13 protein-coding genes are annotated in these 18,428 nt (G+C 40.9%); 5 read left to right on the top strand and 8 right to left on the bottom strand.

The features are described from left to right. The first annotated feature begins 188 nt into the window (after positions 1-188). Positions 189-2,234, top strand: a complete 2,046-nt coding sequence (gene prlC / locus DRZ93_RS12130; protein WP_113743394.1) for an oligopeptidase A — start codon at positions 189-191, stop codon at positions 2,232-2,234. 116 nt (positions 2,235-2,350) lie between these two features. On the opposite strand, the gene DRZ93_RS12125 is transcribed toward prlC, so the two are convergent. Beyond that, on the bottom strand, positions 2,351-3,541 hold the full coding sequence (locus DRZ93_RS12125; protein ID WP_113743395.1) for an MFS transporter: 1,191 nt from the start codon (positions 3,539-3,541) through the stop codon (positions 2,351-2,353). Next, entirely contained in the window at positions 3,531-5,525 is a 1,995-nt protein-coding gene (locus tag DRZ93_RS12120; protein ID WP_113743396.1) for an exoribonuclease II, read from the bottom strand. The genes DRZ93_RS12125 and DRZ93_RS12120 overlap by 11 nt, the downstream gene beginning before the upstream one ends. 205 nt (positions 5,526-5,730) lie before the next feature. On the opposite strand from DRZ93_RS12120, the gene DRZ93_RS12115 reads away from it, so the two are divergent. Then, positions 5,731-6,351 (top strand): hypothetical protein, encoded by a 621-nt coding sequence (locus DRZ93_RS12115; RefSeq protein WP_113744016.1) that lies wholly within the window; start codon positions 5,731-5,733, stop codon positions 6,349-6,351. Beyond that, a complete protein-coding gene (gene tnpB, locus DRZ93_RS12110; RefSeq protein ID WP_113744302.1) occupies positions 6,348-6,686 on the top strand; it encodes an IS66 family insertion sequence element accessory protein TnpB in 339 nt (112 codons plus the stop codon). Before DRZ93_RS12115 ends, tnpB begins: the two co-directional genes overlap by 4 nt. Before the next feature lie 17 nt (positions 6,687-6,703). Here the strand turns inward: tnpB and DRZ93_RS12105 are convergent, their stop codons facing one another. Then, positions 6,704-8,947 carry an IS66 family transposase gene (locus DRZ93_RS12105; protein ID WP_113746569.1) on the bottom strand — a complete coding sequence of 748 codons (2,244 nt, stop codon included), beginning with the start codon at positions 8,945-8,947 and terminating at the stop codon, positions 6,704-6,706. Positions 8,948-9,553: 606 nt separating this feature from the next. After that, entirely contained in the window at positions 9,554-11,539 is a 1,986-nt protein-coding gene (locus DRZ93_RS12100; protein WP_113746689.1) for a PP2C family protein-serine/threonine phosphatase, read from the bottom strand. Between the two features lie 272 nt (positions 11,540-11,811). Between DRZ93_RS12100 and menA the strand changes: the two genes are divergently transcribed. After that, the gene (gene menA, locus DRZ93_RS12095; RefSeq protein WP_172458237.1) at positions 11,812-12,750 is read left to right on the top strand and encodes a 1,4-dihydroxy-2-naphthoate octaprenyltransferase; all 939 of its coding nucleotides are present in this window, start codon (positions 11,812-11,814) and stop codon (positions 12,748-12,750) included. 272 nt (positions 12,751-13,022) lie between these two features. Continuing rightward, positions 13,023-13,193, top strand: a complete 171-nt coding sequence (locus DRZ93_RS12090) for a VOC family protein (protein ID WP_218564289.1) — start codon at positions 13,023-13,025, stop codon at positions 13,191-13,193. A 1-nt stretch (position 13,194) separates the two neighbouring features. Here DRZ93_RS12090 and DRZ93_RS12085 read toward each other — a convergent pair whose 3' ends face one another. The 4 genes from DRZ93_RS12085 to fmt form a co-directional block, all read right to left on the bottom strand. Beyond that, on the bottom strand, positions 13,195-14,649 hold the full coding sequence (locus DRZ93_RS12085; RefSeq protein WP_113743399.1) for a TrkH family potassium uptake protein: 1,455 nt from the start codon (positions 14,647-14,649) through the stop codon (positions 13,195-13,197). Continuing rightward, a complete protein-coding gene (trkA, locus tag DRZ93_RS12080) occupies positions 14,643-16,034 on the bottom strand; it encodes a Trk system potassium transporter TrkA (RefSeq protein ID WP_113743400.1) in 1,392 nt (463 codons plus the stop codon). The genes DRZ93_RS12085 and trkA overlap by 7 nt, the downstream gene beginning before the upstream one ends. A gap of 116 nt (positions 16,035-16,150) precedes the next feature. Further along, positions 16,151-17,488, bottom strand: a complete 1,338-nt coding sequence (gene rsmB / locus DRZ93_RS12075) for a 16S rRNA (cytosine(967)-C(5))-methyltransferase RsmB (protein WP_172458234.1) — start codon at positions 17,486-17,488, stop codon at positions 16,151-16,153. Then, positions 17,481-18,428 (bottom strand): methionyl-tRNA formyltransferase, encoded by a 948-nt coding sequence (fmt, locus tag DRZ93_RS12070; protein WP_113746687.1) that lies wholly within the window; start codon positions 18,426-18,428, stop codon positions 17,481-17,483. Before fmt ends, rsmB begins: the two co-directional genes overlap by 8 nt.

Here is an 18,428-nt window from a genome sequence, read left to right as displayed (position 1 = left end):
TATTTAGAATTTATCTTAAGTATATAATTTTATTTAAGATCATATAGTTATAAATAATGCGTATATTTGCGTGAATAAAGGTCAGATTGTAACATGACTGACTGTGAAGATCGCATGTGCTATGAAAAATCAAAGTTTTTTTTGTTATTATAAATGCAGTATATATTAAACAGAATAAAGAGTGTCTTATGCAAAATCCTTTAAATAAAATAACAGGTCTGCCATCTTTTTCACAGGTTAAGCCTGAGCATATAAAAGAGGCCGTCAGCGCTGCCATTGAAAACTGCAAGAATACAGTTATTAGCACAGTGGATAAGAATCAGGATAATCCTACATGGGATAATGTCATAGCACCTATAGAGGAGGCTGATGATCGCTTTTCTAAAATATGGTCTGTAGTTTCCCATTTAAACAGTGTCATGAATACAGATGAGTTACGAGCAGCCTATGAAGAATGTCTGCCTATGATCTCTGACTATTCAACCTTTGTAGGTCAGTACAGGCCTCTTTATGATGTAATGGTCAAAATTAAAAATTCAGATGCCTTTGGACTTATGACCAAGGCACAGAGAAAGTCAGTAGAAAACAGCATACGTGACTTTGTGCTCACCGGTGTGGGGCTTGAGGAAAAGGCCCAAAAGAGATTTGGTGAAATCTCTCAAAAGCTGTCACTGCTGCAGTCTAAGTTTGCCAACAATGTGCTCGATGCCACCTATGATTATATAAAGCATGTCAGCGATAAAAATGAACTTGAGGGCTTACCTCAGGGGGTGCTGAATCTTGCATCTAGTGAAGCTAAAAAGCGCGATCTTGAAGGTTATGTATTTACCCTTGAGATGCCATCCTATCTGCCTCTTTTAACCTATGCCGATAACAGAGCATTAAGACAGGAGATGTATGAGGCCTATAATACCAGAGCCTCAGAGTTAGGCCCTAGTGCTAACAAGTTTGACAATACCTCAATTATTGATGAGATCTTAAAGCTGCGTCAGGAAGAGGCACAGATTTTAGGTTTTAAGAGCTATGCCCATCTGTCTTTAGCTACCAAGATGGCAAAGGAGCCTGAAGAGGTTATAGACTTTTTAACCGATCTTGCCGATAAGTCTTTAGCTCAGGGTAGGAAAGAAATTGAGGCTCTTGAGTGCTTTGCCAAAGAAAATGGCGTGGATAAGCTTGAGCCTTGGGATGTTGCCTATTACTCAGAGAAGTTAAGACAAAAAGAGTATGCCTACAATGCCGAAGAGCTGCGTCCTTATTTCCCTGTGGACAAAGTTATTCACGGCCTGTTTGAGTGTGCTCAGAGAGTATATTCGATAAGCTTTAGAAACCGCTTTGGTGTAGATACATGGCATGAGGATGTAGAGTGCTATGATGTCTATGATGAATTTGGCTCCAAGATTGGTACTTTCTATCTTGATTTATATGCAAGATCAGGTAAAAGAGGTGGCGCCTGGATGGATGAGTGTCAGAGCCGCCGCTATCGTATGGATGGTGCTCTGCAGCTGCCTGTTGCCTATCTGGTGTGCAATTTCACTCCTCCTATCAATGGCCGTCAGTCACAGCTGACACATGATGAGGTGGTTACACTATTCCATGAGTTTGGTCATGGCTTAAATCAGCTTTTAACCCGCATTGATATTGCAGATGTTTCAGGTATCAACGGTGTGCCTTGGGATGCTGTGGAGCTGCCAAGTCAGTTCAATGAAAACTTTGCCTGGGAAGAGGAGGTTTTATCATTCCTTTCATCCCATAGTACAACTCATGAGCCACTGCCAAAGGATAAACTTGAGTCACTTATCAAGGCTAAGAACTTCCATTCTGCCTTATCTATGTTGCGTCAGCTGACTTTTGCGCTGTTTGACTTTAGAATTCATTTTGAATACAAAGATGATGGAAAGTCCCATGTCTATGAAATTCTAAATGATGTTGTCTCAAAATATCAGGTAACTCCTCGTTATGACAACTCAAGATTCCCAAACAGCTTCAATCATATCTTTGCAGGTGGATATGCTGCAGGCTATTACAGCTATAAGTGGGCTGAGGTATTAGCTGCCGATGCTTTTGGCCGTTTTGAAGAGGACGGAATCTTCAACAAGGAGACAGGACTTGCCTTTAGAGATCATATTATGGCCTCGGGCGGTGCTGAAGATCCTATGGTTTCATTTACAGCCTTCAGAGGCAGAAAACCTAAGGTTGATGCTCTGCTTATAAAGAGCGGTATCAATTACAAATAATCAATAAGGATTAAAAAAGGGCAGCAATCATGCTGCTCTTTTTGTCTGTATTGTCTTTTGTATCTTAGGCAAAAAAAACGGTGATATGTAAATCACCGTATTTTTATCAGAGATATCTATGAGGCTTTAGTCTGCCTCTGATTTACAACAGGCACTAAAAGTGAAGTCAGGGCTGCTATAACCAGAATAAAGGCTACAGTAAGCATTGCATACCATATGCCATAGTTATCACCAATTGAGCCTATAACCGGGGCTATAAGGCCACCAAAGGAAATACCAAGACCTATAGTCAGACCTGTGGCCATGCCCACATGATTGCACAGAAGCTTTTGTCCTATAACCACAATAGGGGACATACCTGCATAATAGAATACTGACAGAGGTATAAGCATAAGCAGGGCTGCATAGATATTGTGTGTGTAGATAAAGATAAAAGCAAAAGGTATAGCTAAAAAAGAGCTCACTCTTACAATCTGTGTAAAGCCAAAACGATCTGCAAGAGGACCGCCAAAGAAGGTAGCAATAGCGCCGGCCATAGCAAAGATGGTTACAGATATGGTTGAGATTTTATCAGATACATCAAGTATGCTGATAAAGTACAGCGGTAAAAATGTTGTAAGAGAGAACATGGCAGCAGATCTAGCAAAGACGAGCAGAAGCAAAATAAAGGTGCCTGCATAATTCTCCTTGGCATCTCCGCTTTTAATTTTATTGATGCGTCTTATCTCTGCCTTTCTTGAGTAGACATTATACCTGCGTGATCTCATGGAGAAGATGATGGCCATAATGGCAGCAGGCAGCATAATCATGACCGAGGCAGACAGACCCATAAATGAATAGAACAGAGTAAAGTAGACAGGACCAATGGCATAACCTATATTGCCACCTACAGAGAAGATACTCATGCCCTTGCCTACATTTTTACCGGCAAAGACATTGGCCAGCTTGCCGGCACTTGGGTGGAATATAGCCACACCAAGACCGTTTACAGCTACGGCAATAATCATAAAGAGCATGCTGTCCATAAAGCCAAGGAACATAATACCTAAGGCAGCAATAAGCATACCTACAGTCATAATATATGGGCGTGGCTTTTTATCAGACAGATAGCCAGTTATAGGCTGAGCTATAGCATTTATGATAGTGGTGGCTGTAATAAGATAGGCTATATCTGCATATGAATTTAATTTGCCCTCCTGATACATAAAGGTCAATATGGCAGGCAGGGCGCCCTGGCACATGTCATCGGCCATGTGCCCAAACATAATCAGATAATTCTCTTTATAGCTTATTTTTTTATCGGCCATTTTGTGTAGGATCCGGAAGAACAACACCCTGCAGACCTACTAAAGGTGCACCTACTATAGAGCGTGTAGCCTTGTTGATATCAATGATTTTAATATCAATAGTATCGCCTAGTTTTAAAGCTACATTGCCATGAGCTGTAATGACGCCTATGGCACTCTTGAACTCTACATCATCCTTGGCTGTGGCAAAGGTTGAGGCAGGAATAAAGATAAAGGCACCATTGTCTATAAGTGTAGCTCTGACACCTGATCTCATAATATCAATAACTTCAGCTTTAAAGGCAGTACCGTTTTTAAAGTCATTGTACAGATAGTCAACATACAGCCAGTCTTTAACATCACGCTCAGCTGAACGGTTGAGGCGACGGGCCATATTCATTGAAGATAAAGTATCCTCATCAGGCATTTTTGGATGCTCTGATTTTAATAAAATAGATTTGATGAGACGATGGTTAATCATGTCTCCATATTTTCTGATAGGAGAGGTCCAGGTGGCATAGAACTGTGTGCCAAGGGCAAAGTGCGGACCTGGTTTGTTGGATATCTGAGAGTACTCCTGCAGACGTCTGATTCTGCCGTCTAGGTAGTTGTTGTTGTGCTCCATGGCAAAACGGCGTAGAGCTGAGAAGCCCTCAATGGTCTCAAGATCCTGCAGTGTCAGATCAGGTACATGCTCCTGCTCAAGTAACTCTGCAATCTCCTTCTTATATGAAAAATCAAAACCCTTGTGGATATTAAAGATACCAGAGCCTAGGGTTTGTGCCAGTATGGTTCCTGCTGCAATATTGGCAGTAATCATACTCTCCTCAACAATCTGATTGGCAATACGACGGGTATTAACCTCGATATGATCAAGAGCTCCATCCTCTGTCAGCACAAAGTCATAATCAGGTCTGTTTTTAAAGGTAGCACAGTGGGTACTTCTGTAGCTGTCTCTGGCTTTGGTAAATTCAATAAGATTATCAAGAACAGCCTTGATGGTAGGATCTGGATTGAATCTGCTGCTGTCACCATTTTCTATATAGTCAGAAACGTAGTTATAAATAAGCTTGCCCTGGGACTTGATATTGGCAAGAGAGAATACAGTTTTTTCACACTCTATGGTGCCATCTGCTGTAACTGGAATCTTGGCCACAATAGCGGCGCGTACCTCATTGTATTTAAGTGAGCACAGATCCTCACTCAAAGCACGCGGCAGCATAGGAATATCTCTGCCTGGCAGGTAAATGGAGAAGGCGCGTCTGGCTGATTCCTTATCAAGCTCACTATCCTCTGCAATATAGGCAGTAGGGTCGGCAATGGCAACATAAAGAATAAAGTTATCGCCATCCTTTTGAATATACAGAGCATCATCCATATCCAGAGTTTTTTCACTGTCTATGGTGACAAAAGGTAATGCGGTTAAATCTTCTCTTTCAAGCTCATTGGCATTGAATGTAAATTCCTTGTCGGACTCTGGGGCATATAAAGGCAGATCAAGACGGCGCAGTGATACAGTCCATGGGGCTTTTGGATCATCAGCTGTGGTTATAAATTCTTTGACTATAGCCTTAAAGCCTTTTTTCTCCATGGCATGAGAGGTTAAAGAACATATAAGCCAGTCGCCATGTTCAATCTTCTGATTCTTATTCTTTCTTTTATCTTCACATACAATAAAATTCTTGATGGTAGGGCTATCTACAGTTACATACATTTTGCCCTGATTGAATGAGGCTCTGCCCACAAAGCGCTTTAGTACAGGCTCAACAAGTTTTTCAGGTACAGCCTGACTTTTTCCTTTGTCATCAGTCTCAATCACAGCAGAGATCTTATCGCCATGCATTAAGGATCGCATGTTATTAGGGGTTATAAAAAATGATTCTCTGTCAGAGGTTTCTAAAAAGCCAAAGCCCCTGTCAGTGCTTTTAACAATACCTTCTTTTTTAACTTTTTCACTATCAAATTTCTGTTTTAAAGCACGTAAGGCTGGATCATCTAATAACATAAATACCCCCATTTGAAATTACGCGTCAATTATACATGTTTTAAGGCTAAAAATTGATGTGTAAATTGTCTCTACCCTATAAACAAATTTTTATCTTGCTTTGATCCTGTGCACCACTCAGGATCTTTTCCCTTCCTATAACTTCTATTTAATACCCAAGCTGATTGGTGCAGACTATAAGCACATAATTAAGCGAGGGTTACTTATGACAATTAAAACCAGATGTTCTACCAGCAAAAGACCAGACTGTCTATATTTTATTCTTCATCGCTTTATAGAGTACTGCGTCTCATGCATGAGAAATAAGCAACGTATAGTCAGAGTCCGTTTCTATAACTATCTAAGAGATCAAAAGCTCTTCACTGTAGGTAAGGCTCCAACCTGGATGGATAAACTCTATTACAGGCATGAGGAGTTCATTATTAAAACAACTGATGCTGTGTATGCAGGTCTGCTAGGACCTGTAGAGTTTGAGCAGGCTATAAAAGAGTACATTAGTATTTATCTTGGAGTAGATATGGATGAGATTAATAAGGCGCAGGCTGTAACTGTTATAGATAACTCAGACTTTAACAGCTACATGATAAAGAAACCAAAAAACAGGCTGCCAGTTATTACTACAGCTACATCTGAGAGTTCAGGATCGGATGGCTATATTGCATGCTGCGATTCTAAATCTGCCCCTCTAGGCACTAATAAGAGTACAGCAGATGCATCTCTTGAGATAAGCATAGGATCTTTTGATTTTAGGATTAAAAATAAAGATGGAGCCTCACTTTTTTGTGACGTGGTAACTATGATGCGCACCGGAGGGTTACTGAAATGAGATTTTTTGAAACTGGGGAAATATATTATTGCTCTGCGCCTGTAGACTGGCGTATGAGGATGAGATCTTTAAGCTCATATTCATCAGCTCTGCTTGGCATCAATATAAGGGATAAAGACTGCTATGTCATATTTCGCAACAGACATGGCAATGCCCTTAGAGCTCTGCACTACAGACAGGGGCAGATGATGATGCTTGAGGCAGCACTCGATGAGGACAGGGCCAAATATCCTATGGTCAGAATAGAAAATGGCAAAGCAGTATTCACTCTAAGCCGAGAGGAGCTGGCCTGTCTCTTTAATCGAGGTGTTGGTGCTGTTACTACCTCGAGGTAGCAACAGCTGCCTATGCTCTATTCTGTCTTAAGCTCAAATGTGCGCGCTGCACATTCAGGGCTCAGCCACGGTATCAGATGCGCTGGCAACTCAATATCAGCATAGAGCTCAGGTTTGTTGTAGTCATCTCTATTGCTTTTCGGGTTCGATTTAAGCTCTCTGGCATTAAATGCAGCTACACGAGCTTTAGTAACTCCCTGAATCATGACATAAGATGCCACATTCTGCAGAAATTTTATTGGATCAGATATACCACAGCGGTTTATAGTATGCACACAACTGAGTATTCTGCTGATAGCAACACCACTGTCATGGGAATGAATAAAGAGTTTGGCATTACGGGCTGCTGCTACAGATTTAGCACAATGCTCAGCCTCCATGCTTGTAGTATCAAGCATGCCATGCTCGATAAAAGCATTAAACTCCTGGGCATTGTTCATAAAATACACCACAGGTGTAGAAACATTGCTGATACGCTGAGCCTTTTCATAGCGTTTCTTTTTCTTTACTGCATAGACTGTGGCAAGACTGGTAAAGAGTGTATTCACATCCTGCATCAGCTCTTTACTGTATGTATTACGGTAGCGCTGTCTTATAGAGGAATAATCAGAGCCCTGATCTTTAGTCTGTATATATTCATTGTAGGCACATTTTTCTACATCAAACACCTGTTTGAGTTTGCCATAAATAATGTGCAGTACCAGCATAGCCTGGTTTTCATCCTGCAGGTCATAGCCATTCTTTTCTATATTTTCAAAGACACTGTCAATATCAATAGCTTTACATGTAGCAGTGTTGTAATAAAGCTCAATACTGCGTCTTATCTTGGTCATAAGATGACCAAGACAGGACTGATGTCTGATATTGTTATCCTGAGCAAATGTACCATATGTGGCAAATGCATCTGTAGTAATGCCGGATAATGCAGAGTCACAACCTATGAACTGCTGTATAAAATCCTTTGTTTTAGAGCGTGAACCTGACGGACCAAAAAGAATAAGTGGAGCATCAGGTAGAGAGCTGCAGGCTATAGGCACATATTCAGTGGTAGCGCCTTTACCTTTTATAACATGGGTAAACTTGGTCTCATCAAATTGCAGAGTATTACACTTGCACAGCTCCTGTGTAATAGCCTTTTCAAGCGGAATGAGCAGATATGAGAATGTAATAAGGCTGGAGTATAAAGTACTGTTTCCAAGCTGCATACCTTTGACAAAGGCCTTTTTAAAGCTGTTGACAGCAAAACCCATAGACATCATAAGGGCCATGAGAGTTATTACATTCATGCTAATAGAGCGACCTGGTAGCAAAGGCAGTGCTCCTGTGTATATGGTATCAATAAAGCCACAGGTCTTGCATTCAGCTTTCACCACAGGGGTTACTATCTTATACACACCATTATTCTTATCTACAAAACCAGTGGCGGCCAGACTGTCTAAAATCTCTGAGGCGTCTTTATTGATAACCTCAATATTGGTCGAGCCACAGTTAGGACAGATACGATCTTTTAAAATCTCCTCAACAGATTTTGCGCTCTTGTCTTCAACTGTATTTAGGTTGCTGGCTTTGCTCTTTTGTTTGCCATTGCTCTTACCACTCCTTGCAGGTGGGCAAGGTGTCTTATGCTCCCTGGACATGGCAGAGGCAAGCTCATTATTGCTATTAACAAGCTTATTAAATCTATTAATACCATTAACGATAGAGTTTTTGGTATCCATAATCTTTTTAGATATAGCAAGACCTTTAGCCTTTTCAGACTCAACCTGCTCATGTATCTGCTCTTTTGCAGGTAATGAATCAGAATACTCATCTCCATCGGCAGCATTGGCATGCATATCTCCTGTAGAGGCCACATTTGCTTTTACATCATCTCCTGATGCAGAGCTGGAGGCAGTTGGTTTGATTTTAGGAACAGCAAAGAACTTATGTGCAAATAAAAATTCTTTTAATTCTGCATTGCTTGTCACCAGCTCACATAAGATTTGGAAAAGCTCAATTAAAAGCTCAGAGTTATCGCTGACACCACAGATTCTGTCGTACACATGTGCAGGAGCAACAACAGCAAGTTGCTTGACAAGAGCGTGGACAGAGGCTCTGTTAATCATTAGGTATCTAGGAATGTCATTTTTCAGTATGTGGTATTCCTGATTCATCTGCTGGATCTGCAACTCCTGCTCTTTATTTTTCTGCTTGGTTTTTTCAAGCTCTTTTTGAAGAAGTTGTATCTGAAGTTTGAGCTCTTGCTCTACTGCTTTTGACATGACATAATCCCTTTAAAACTATGCTCTAATTATACCATACAACAGGTGTAAAAACCCTTTATTTTTTCTATATATTTCCTTATATATCAAGCAGTTACATGCAAAATCTAGCATCAAAAACATGCAAAATCAGCCTCAAAAAATGATAATAATATGACTACTTAAGTAAAATAAAGGATAACAGAAATGCCATACTGAAATGCCACATAAGTCCAATGATGAGTGGGGGTGATTTAACCCCCATCAATCTGGCGTTTCATGAGGCTATGAGGTAACAATGGCAGATTTGATGGATTTTATCCTTTGAAGGGGCGGAAGATTAGGTACGTCTGACAGATGGGGGTGGATTCACCCCCCCCCTATACTCATTTGGCATAGACAGCGGCGCAATCAAAAATATTTTTTCTGGGGCTTCGCCCCAGACCCCAGACACCTAAAGGTGTAAGACCATGGTTTTAAGTGATGTCGGCTTATTGTCTTTTATATTTTTGAGTTTGTTTATAGGGTAGAGACTGTAAATTTATTAAAGGTAAATCTATGCCTTAGATATTATGGCAGGAGGTATGGGTATTATGCCAGGTATTTTATCTAATACCTGACAGTCTACTACTCTATATTTTTTCTTTGTACAGATAATAAGGTTATGTCGCTTTCAATAGCCTTAGAGCCTTTGAATTTCATCAGATCCACAATAATATCGTACAGAAGCTGTGAAGGGTCTGCAGTGTAGCTGGCAATAGCTTTGCTGTACAGGCGCTCACTGCCGTACTGTGTATTATTGTCATCAGTCTGTGTAATAAGACTCTCTGACAGAAAGATCATGCACTGACCGTAAATCAGTTTGCCTTTTTGCTCTTTGTACTCTACATCATAAAGAGAGCCAAGAGCAGGATCTATATCTGCTGTTGCCAGGGTGGCAGGTTCATTAGAGATGATGACTGGATTTATATGACCTGCATTGGCGCAGATATAATTACCTGTCTTTTCGTTGAGTATGCTTATATACAGATTTACCTGCAGGTTCTCCTGACTGTTGGCTGTAAGCTCATTGTTTATAAAACCAAGCACCCTGTTTGGCAGCATACCGTTTAATAAAAGAGCTTTGGCCATGGTATTTACCATAGTCATGACATAACTCTTTACATAGGCATCTTCGGTCTTGACGCTACCTATGATAAAGGAGAGATTATTTTCATCAATACGCAGTGTGTTATAAAAATTACTTGTAGAGCTACAGCCGTTTAAAAGATAGGAGCTTATGTCCATATACTTTGATGACGGAATGGTCTTTTCATTTGGCAGATTGTTCTTTTGAATAAGCTTTATAAACTCATCTTTATTATCAAGAACAATTTTTTCACTGTGCTCAAGCTCTTTTTTAGATTTGTACTGATCAAAGGCTGAGAGCAGCATGCCTATGGTTATGGCTGTCTGTTTGAATTCAGGTGCCACATCATTGTTCAATGAGCCGTCATGATAGGCATTGTAATTTTTTTTAAGAGAAGCAATATGATCGTTGAATTTCTCTATATGCCTGTTTATATCAAGACTTACAGCGGTATTGACGATAGGAACTAGCAGGAATGTTATAAAGGCCACCAGCGGCGGGATAATAAAGTATATATAGTCAAAACTCAATGATGATATATATGACTCATCACACAGGCTGACAAGATAATAGTCTCTGCCATCAAGTTTGCTTGAGGTTGCAAGATAGTTTTCAGCTGCAATATTGATGGAGCTATTGTTGATAGAGCCATCCTTGAGAGCTGTAAAGTACTTTTCATCAAGCTCAACCTCACTTAGGTTCTTGCTTGAGGTTAAGGTTTTGCCGTCTTTTGCATTTATAACAAGAAATTCAAAGCCTGATGACTCTTTGAGCTCATTGAACAGATTTCTTAAAAAGGTAATATGCTTTCTGTCGGTAATAAGCTCTTTTTCCAGATTGGTTATATCTTTGATAAATACAAAGTTGTACTGACTTGAGTTGGTAAAGACAACAGACAGAAACTGCTTGTCATCGGTATTGAGTATATAGTAGTCCTTGACGTCGCTCTCATCGCTAAATTTTGAGGTTTTGGCATTAGTCAGACTTTTGTTTAATGGATCAAAAATAATCTTTGAGCCATTGGCAATTAAAAAATCATAGCCTATGGCATTGAGATTCTTCTGGAAGATCTTAAGCTTATATATGAGTCTTGAATCATTTTCAATAAAGCGCTTGTCATTATCTGCAGCTGTTTTTTCCTCAGCTCCATTCTGAGTCTGATCGCTGTTCTCCTGATTTGCCTCTTCTCTTTTGTTCTGTTCCTGCTGCAAGGTTATGATGTTGTTGAGATTGGCATTTAAGGCAAAGGCCTGCTCCTTTAGCAGATCTTTATAGGTGCTACGGGTTAGATTGAAGTTCTTTTCACAGCTTTGCACATGATCTCTGAAGGCAAAGTTGATGACATTTAACAGCTCGGCTTGATAGGTCTCAACGTAATCGGTATTTTTATGCCTGTTATATAGAAACAATGAGCATACAGACAAAAAGGAAAGTGCAAAAACTAAAGAAACACAAAAAAATCTGATATGCTTTCTGTACTTCATACAAGCCTTAAAAATCTAAGAAAATTAATGAATTATTCTAACATAGAGGCATATAGATACTAATTATTTACAGTTATTTTTATATAGTAATATATGCAAAGTCACATTTTAAGTCTGTACAAATGTAAACATTTTACAGACGAAAATGTCAGTGACTGATTATAACGGCGAAAAATACTCCTGACAGCACGATATATAGATAAAAAAGCTCAAGATTTTACATTTTTGCTACAAATATTTAAAATATGGCATCTGAAAATATTGAGGTGCACATGTTAAAGCATTGGATTTCTGAGGCACGTCCGCGCACACTGCTGCTGGCTCTTACCAACTGTGCTGTAGGCTGCGGTCTTGGCTTCTATTATGGTGCCGTAAATTTATATAATCTTATTGTCGCACTGCTGATTATCATAACAGGAGTGCTACTGCAGATTATAGCCAATCTGGCCAACGATTACGGTGATGCCTATAAAAATGCAGACAGAGCTACAAGACAGGGACCTATTCGTGGCGTTATGACAGGCGCCATATCTTTAATGGACCTGAAAAAGGCCATGACCTATACCATTATACTAGCAAGTATAACCGGAACGGCCTGTGCCATGATGTCACTGTACAATAATGTAACTATGCTTTCAGTCTTTTTATTTATAGGCATGATAGCTATAGTTGCTGCTATCGGCTACACTGTGGGCATGGCCTATGGATATAAGTCATTGGGTGATGTATCTGTTTTTATCTTCTTTGGTCTGGCCGCAGTTATAGCCCCTCAGGTTATGATTGCCAATATCAGCGGTGGGGGTATAGAAATATATCCTGACAGCTGGTTTTTAGCCGTAAGTGTGGGCATGGGCTCTGTTATGGTGTTGCATGTTGCCAATATGCGCGATATTCAGGAAGACAAGATCACAGGTAAAAGAACGATAGCCTCAAGACTTGGTCCTAAGTTTTCAGCCTATTGTCATATAGTCTTTTTTATAGTCGCCGCTCTGACTTCATTTGCAGGCTGCTATATCTCTCACAAAGGCTGGCAGATTTCCATTCTGACCATTTCACTGTTTCCTCTTCTTGCCTCTGTTACACGCGTTTTAAAGTATGCAACAGATTCAAAGAAGATTGCCAAGGAATTAAAATACACTCTGCTTGGTGTATCAATTCATAATGTGGCCTGGCTTGTGGTTCTGATTGTAGATTTCTGGTTCTACTTCTAATTTATTAAAAACAGCAGAGTCTATCTGCTGTTTTTAAACTCCTATCTGATATTCCCACTTTAAAAGCCCATATCAAAACCTATAATCATCTTTTTAAGTACTATCCTGTCTTGTAACAAAGTGTCTTTTGCTATATGTAAAAAGGTAGTGACAGGAATTCAGAGCTGATGCTTTAAATGGCAGACAGAATAATCATATCAGGGATTAAAGTACTATGTATATTGAACATGTGGCTATGCATGTAAAAGATCCTGAGGCAGCAAGAGCATTTTTTGTCACATATCGCTTTTGCTCTTGGCTCACAAGATGCTGTAGATAGGATGACCAAGAGGCTTAAAGATGATGGTTTTGAGGTTATTTCAGGACCTAGGGTGACAGGTGATGGCTACTATGAAAGTGCCATCACCATAATTGAGGGTAATACCATTGAGCTTACTGTCTAATCTATTTTCTCCAGAAGATTGAAGTCATACATAAAATTACAGGAATAATCTCAAGACGGCCTAAAATCATATCAAAGGCAAAGATAAGATACAGAGGATCACTAAGACCTGCAAAATTACCTGCAGGGGTAAGAGTTGGGCCCATAGCTGGTCCTACATTTGACAGACAGGTCATTGAGGCAGAAAAGCTATCTGAGAGAGTTAAGCCAAGGCTTGTAGCTGCAAAGCTTGATATGAGCAACGCCAGAATATAGGCCACAAAGTAGGTGATTATAGAGCGCAGAGTATCTGAACCTACAATGTTTGAGTTAAAGCGCGGCATGCTGACACTGTGAGGGTGCAGACTTTTAAAGAGCTGAGCTTTGAACATGGACATGGCCACCACCAGTCTGAAGACTTTGATACCGCCAGAGGTGGAGCTTGAACAGCCTCCTATTGCCAGAATAATGAAAAAGACAAAGGAGGCTGTTTCATTCCATGAGGCAAAATCCTCAAGAGCAAATCCTGAAGTTGAGATTACAGATACAATATTAAACAGAGCCACTCTGAAGGCTTTTTCAAAATCATAATCGTTTTGAAAGAATAAAGTGGCTGTGACTACGGCAGTACAGACAGCTATTATTTTAATAAAGGCACGTACCTGCTGATCTTTATAAAGTAAGGATAAATTGCCAGAGATGGCTGCCAGTATCAAAAGAAAAGGCAGAGATCCTATAATCATAAAGACAATGGCAGTATAGTGCACTGCAGGTGGCATAAAAGTCATAGATTCATCAAGAATCATCATGCCGCCTGTAGATACTGTAGATAAGGCAGAGGTTATAGCAAGAAAGAAGTCAAGGCCGCCTAGCATATAGCATATAGTGCATGCTATAAGTAAAAACAGATACAGGGCCAGAAAATAAAAGGCCATGGTTTTAATGTGCGGTGTCAGCTTGGCACTGATATCAAAAGATGTTGATTCTGTTTTAAATATGTTCATACCGCCAGAGGCTACATTTGGCAGTACAGCAACAGCAATAACCACGAAGCCCAGACCTCCTAGATATTGCAGCATTGATCGCCACAATAATATGGAAGGAGGTCTGATATTAAGATGATTGATGGCAGTGGCGCCTGTGGTTGACAGGCCAGAGGCTGCCTCAAAGAGAGATTCACAGTAGCTTATATCATCTAGCATGATCCAGAATGGAATAGCCGAGAGCATGGTTATTGAAAACCATAAAGATGCTGTAAATAAAAACATTTCGCGCAGGGTTATAGTAAGCTTGTGACCTCGTGAGTAGATACGTAGCAGATAAAATATAGCTACAGAAAGACCTGTAACGGAAAAAAAGCCAAAAGCTCCTGGTGTACTGTTCACTACAGCAACAGTTGCAGGAATCATGGCAATAATTCCGGTAAATAAAATAGCAGGACCTAACAGTCTTGCTACTGTTTTTAAGCTTACTACCATTTTGGAATCCAGAAAGATCTTGGTCGAATCAGTTTAACGAGCTGTCGCATATGCTTATGATCATGCAGATAAGCCACAACTCTGTCGCCATCTTCAAATCTGTAGTTGTCATCTACAACATGGACAACCTTGTTTCTAAGCACCAGGCCCAGGGTAACGCCAGGAGGCAGATTGATATCATTGACACCTTTGCCTACAACTTTTGAGGTAACCTTGCTACCCTGAATTAAAAGCTCAATACCCTCAGATTTGCCCTGTCTGAACAGACTCATGCGCTCCACGCCCTCTTGTCTTATATGGGAGAGAATTGCAGAAATAATAGCCTCGCGTGGTGAGATAATAATATCAATTTCACGGCCAGGACCTTTAGCCAGCTCATGGAAGTTTTCATTTCTGATAACAGCAATGGTCTTGACCTTGTTGCGTCTTGAGAGCATAAGAGCCGAGATGATATTGGTTTCATCTGAAAGATCTGCTGCAATAAATCTGTCTGACTTATCTATATGCTCCTCTGCTATAAAATCAAGATTAGTAGGGTCGGCACAATAGACCTCAACTGAGGTGTCATGTAGTTTGTCAGCAGTCTTTGATGAGCGCTGCATGTCAGGTTCAATAAGCTTTACCTTATATTTGCTAGAGAGCAGGCGGGCCAGTTCATCAGCTGTATGCGAGCCACCTGCAATGGTAATGTACTTGCCTGTAGGCTCAAGAGGAATAAGAGCAGAGAGCAGTGACATGGCTCTGACACGCTCACAGCAGAAAAAGACTATATCTGAAGGAGCCAGCACCTCATTGTCATAATCTTTGATAAGCTCATTGTTTCTATAGACTGCCATAATCTTGGCTTTACTCTCAAGCTCATAGATTTTATTGATGCTATGACCTATAAGCTTGCCACCTTTGGCACATCTTGCTGATGCAATAATAATTCTGTCATCGCAGAATGAACCTACAGCTGTGGTGCCAGGCAGCTCCAGCAGATCCAGTATAAGCTCTGAGGTAATATGCTCTGGGGATATAACATGATCAATAGGTATGGCATGTGAGCCGAAAATCTCATCCGCTTCAATCAGATAGTCTGGAGATCTGATTCTTGCAATTTTACGAGGCACTCTGAATAAAGATGCGGCAATGGAGCAGGCTGCAATATTCATCTCATCTTCAGGAGTGGTGGCCACTAAAAGCTCGGCATTTTCAGCGCCGGCCTTGCGCAGCACAGAAGGCCATGAAGGCACTCCCTGCACCACACGCAGATCAAGACGGTTACCTATCTGTGCCATGGTTTCAGATGGATTGTCCACCAGTGTTACAGCATGTCCGCCAGATACAAGATATTCTGCAAGTTCAATACCTGCAGAGGTTGCACCTATAATGATGATATTCATAGATAATCATGCGCACAAACCTCTGCCCAAAGGCAGATGAGGAAGCGCCGTCCTCCATTTAAAATCAGTTTAAAAAGATCCTGTTTAGAGGCTCTGCTTTAGTACAGAGCCTGTCTTTAGATCTTGGTTACCCTGGCATAGAAAAAGCCATCTCCGCCATGAGCTGATGGCAGAACCTGCTTATAGTCGCACTCTGTATCATCAAAAGACACAGGTACAAACCTGGCATTATCATGGCCTTTGACAAAGTCTTTAATCTGCTCTTCATTTTCACACTTTAATATAGAGCAGGTGGTATAGAGCAATATGCCGCCGGTTTTGAGCTTCTTAAAGGCCTCGTTTAGGATATCCTTTTGAATCTGACATAAAGATTCAATATCCTTGTCGCGGCGCAGCCACTTGATATCAGGATGACGGCGTATAACGCCAGTGCCTGAACATGGGGCATCAACTAAGATACGATCAAAGCTTTCATCCTCAAAGGAGCTTAAATCCTTGGCATCCATAACCTTAAGTTCAGCCTTGAGCTTTAATCTGTCTAAAGTCTGCTGTGTACTCTTAAGGCGACTCTCATCAATATCAATGGCTGTAAGGTTAATATTTTTACCAAGGGAGAGAATATGGGCACTTTTGCCGCCAGGAGCTGCACAGGTATCTAAAACCTTAAGGTTGTCGCTTATATTTAAAAGCGGAGCGGCAAGCTGTGCTGAGAGATCCTGAATAGTTACCATGCCTTCTTTAAACAGAGGTATGGCATCGTGCGGCAATGGCTGTAAAATCTCCACGCATGAGCTGCTATAGCGATTTAGTGCATAATCAATATCATGCCTGTCAAGTTCCTTTAGATAGTCCTCAAGACTGATTCTATCTGTAAGAACACGTAAAAATAAAGGCGCATGCTCATTTGAATTTATAAGTATGTCCTTGGTTTTATCTCCATAGTCTGCGCTTATGCGTTTGTATAGCCAGTCAGGAAATGAAAACTCAACAGCATCATCCAAAGAGTGAGTCAGTGCACCGCCTTCACGTAAAAATCTGCGCAGTATGGCATTGACCATGGATACAAAGGAGCGTACCTGACATAAAGCGCAGGCACTTACTGTGGCAGAGACCACAGCATGTGGCGGAGTGCGCATGAAAATAAGCTGATACATGGCACATAAAAGCAGACTCTTTACCACGCTGTGGCGCTTTTGAATCTTATGCTCAAGCAGTGGCTCTAAACTTTTATTTAAAAGTCTTCTGTGGCGCAGTGTGCCATAGACAATTTCAGAGACAAAGGCTTTATCTCTGTCATCAAGCTCAAGCTTCATACAGAAATGGGCAAAAGCCGTATTAAAAGACTGGCCGTTTTCTATGGCATTAACAATAAAAGCGGCACAGGCACGACTCTGCGCGCCTGTTTTGGCAGTTACTTTATTTTTACTCTCAGATCTTTTAAAAAACTTACTCAAAACGTGCTCCAACCTTTATAAGATCACTCTTGCCTCTGGCATAGTCAGCAGCATTGGTGCGGCCTTTTCCCGGCGCCTGCAGTGTAATAATTCTTATACAAAAGTCCTGTGTATTGACTAAAATTCCACTCTTGTCTACAGCATGTATGGTGCCTGGGGCGCCTTGTGATCTTATATCACTTATCTGTACTTCAAAGAGTTTAAATACAATATCTGCAAGTTTGGTATAGGCTACAGGCCATGGAATAAAGCCTCTTACCTTAAGATCTATCTGTGATGCTGTATCATTAAAATCTATATGTGCCTCAGCCTTGGTCAGTTTGGCAGCATAGGTTACAAGACTCTCATCCTGACTTAGTGGCTCAATAAGACCGTCACACAGCTTATCAAGATTTTCAATAAGAGTGGCGGCGCCAAGGTGAGCAAGCTTTTCAAACAATGATAGTGAAGTATCATCACTTTGTATTTTAAGCTGCTTTTTAACAAAGACAGGACCAGCATCTAAAGCCTTGACAATACGCATGAGACTAACGCCTGCATATTCATCGCCATTTAACAGGGAGCGCTGAATAGGGGCGGCACCTCGCAGTGATGGCAGCAGTGAGCCGTGTACATTGACACAGCCATGCACAGGAGCATCAAGCACACTCTGCGGCAGCAAAAGACCATAGGCCACAACAATGGCTAGATCGGCTTTGTGAGCCTGAAAAGCTGCAACATCGGCTTCATCTTTAAAGTTTTCAGGGGTATATACCTCAAGGCCATGCTCAAGAGCAAGCTGCTTGACTGGAGTTGGGGTCAGTTTGTTGCCACGTCCTGATGGTCTGTCTGGCTGTGTGTAAACAGCCACAGGTCTTATATTGTTATCAAGCAGAGCCTGTAGATGGACTGCAGCAAACTCAGGAGTACCTGCAAAAATAATTCTTTTATTCTCAAGCAT

The organism is Anaerobiospirillum thomasii, from assembly GCF_900445255.1.
GTDB lineage: Bacteria > Pseudomonadota > Gammaproteobacteria > Enterobacterales > Succinivibrionaceae > Anaerobiospirillum_A > Anaerobiospirillum_A thomasii.
This window is presented reverse-complemented; position numbering and strand designations above follow the sequence as displayed.

What these genes read in the sequence shown, in the direction of transcription:
- prlC (WP_113743394.1), top strand. Translation starts at nt 189, where the DNA reads ATGCAAAATCCTTTAAATAAAATAACAGGTCTGCCATCTTTTTCACAG.
- DRZ93_RS12125 (WP_113743395.1), bottom strand. Translation starts at nt 3,541, where the DNA reads ATGGCCGATAAAAAAATAAGCTATAAAGAGAATTATCTGATTATGTTT.
- DRZ93_RS12120 (WP_113743396.1), bottom strand. Translation starts at nt 5,525, where the DNA reads ATGTTATTAGATGATCCAGCCTTACGTGCTTTAAAACAGAAATTTGAT.
- DRZ93_RS12115 (WP_113744016.1), top strand. Translation starts at nt 5,731, where the DNA reads ATGACAATTAAAACCAGATGTTCTACCAGCAAAAGACCAGACTGTCTA.
- tnpB (WP_113744302.1), top strand. Translation starts at nt 6,348, where the DNA reads ATGAGATTTTTTGAAACTGGGGAAATATATTATTGCTCTGCGCCTGTA.
- DRZ93_RS12105 (WP_113746569.1), bottom strand. Translation starts at nt 8,947, where the DNA reads ATGTCAAAAGCAGTAGAGCAAGAGCTCAAACTTCAGATACAACTTCTT.
- DRZ93_RS12100 (WP_113746689.1), bottom strand. Translation starts at nt 11,539, where the DNA reads ATGAAGTACAGAAAGCATATCAGATTTTTTTGTGTTTCTTTAGTTTTT.
- menA (WP_172458237.1), top strand. Translation starts at nt 11,812, where the DNA reads ATGTTAAAGCATTGGATTTCTGAGGCACGTCCGCGCACACTGCTGCTG.
- DRZ93_RS12085 (WP_113743399.1), bottom strand. Translation starts at nt 14,649, where the DNA reads ATGGTAGTAAGCTTAAAAACAGTAGCAAGACTGTTAGGTCCTGCTATT.
- trkA (WP_113743400.1), bottom strand. Translation starts at nt 16,034, where the DNA reads ATGAATATCATCATTATAGGTGCAACCTCTGCAGGTATTGAACTTGCA.
- fmt (WP_113746687.1), bottom strand. Translation starts at nt 18,428, where the DNA reads ATGCTTGAGAATAAAAGAATTATTTTTGCAGGTACTCCTGAGTTTGCT.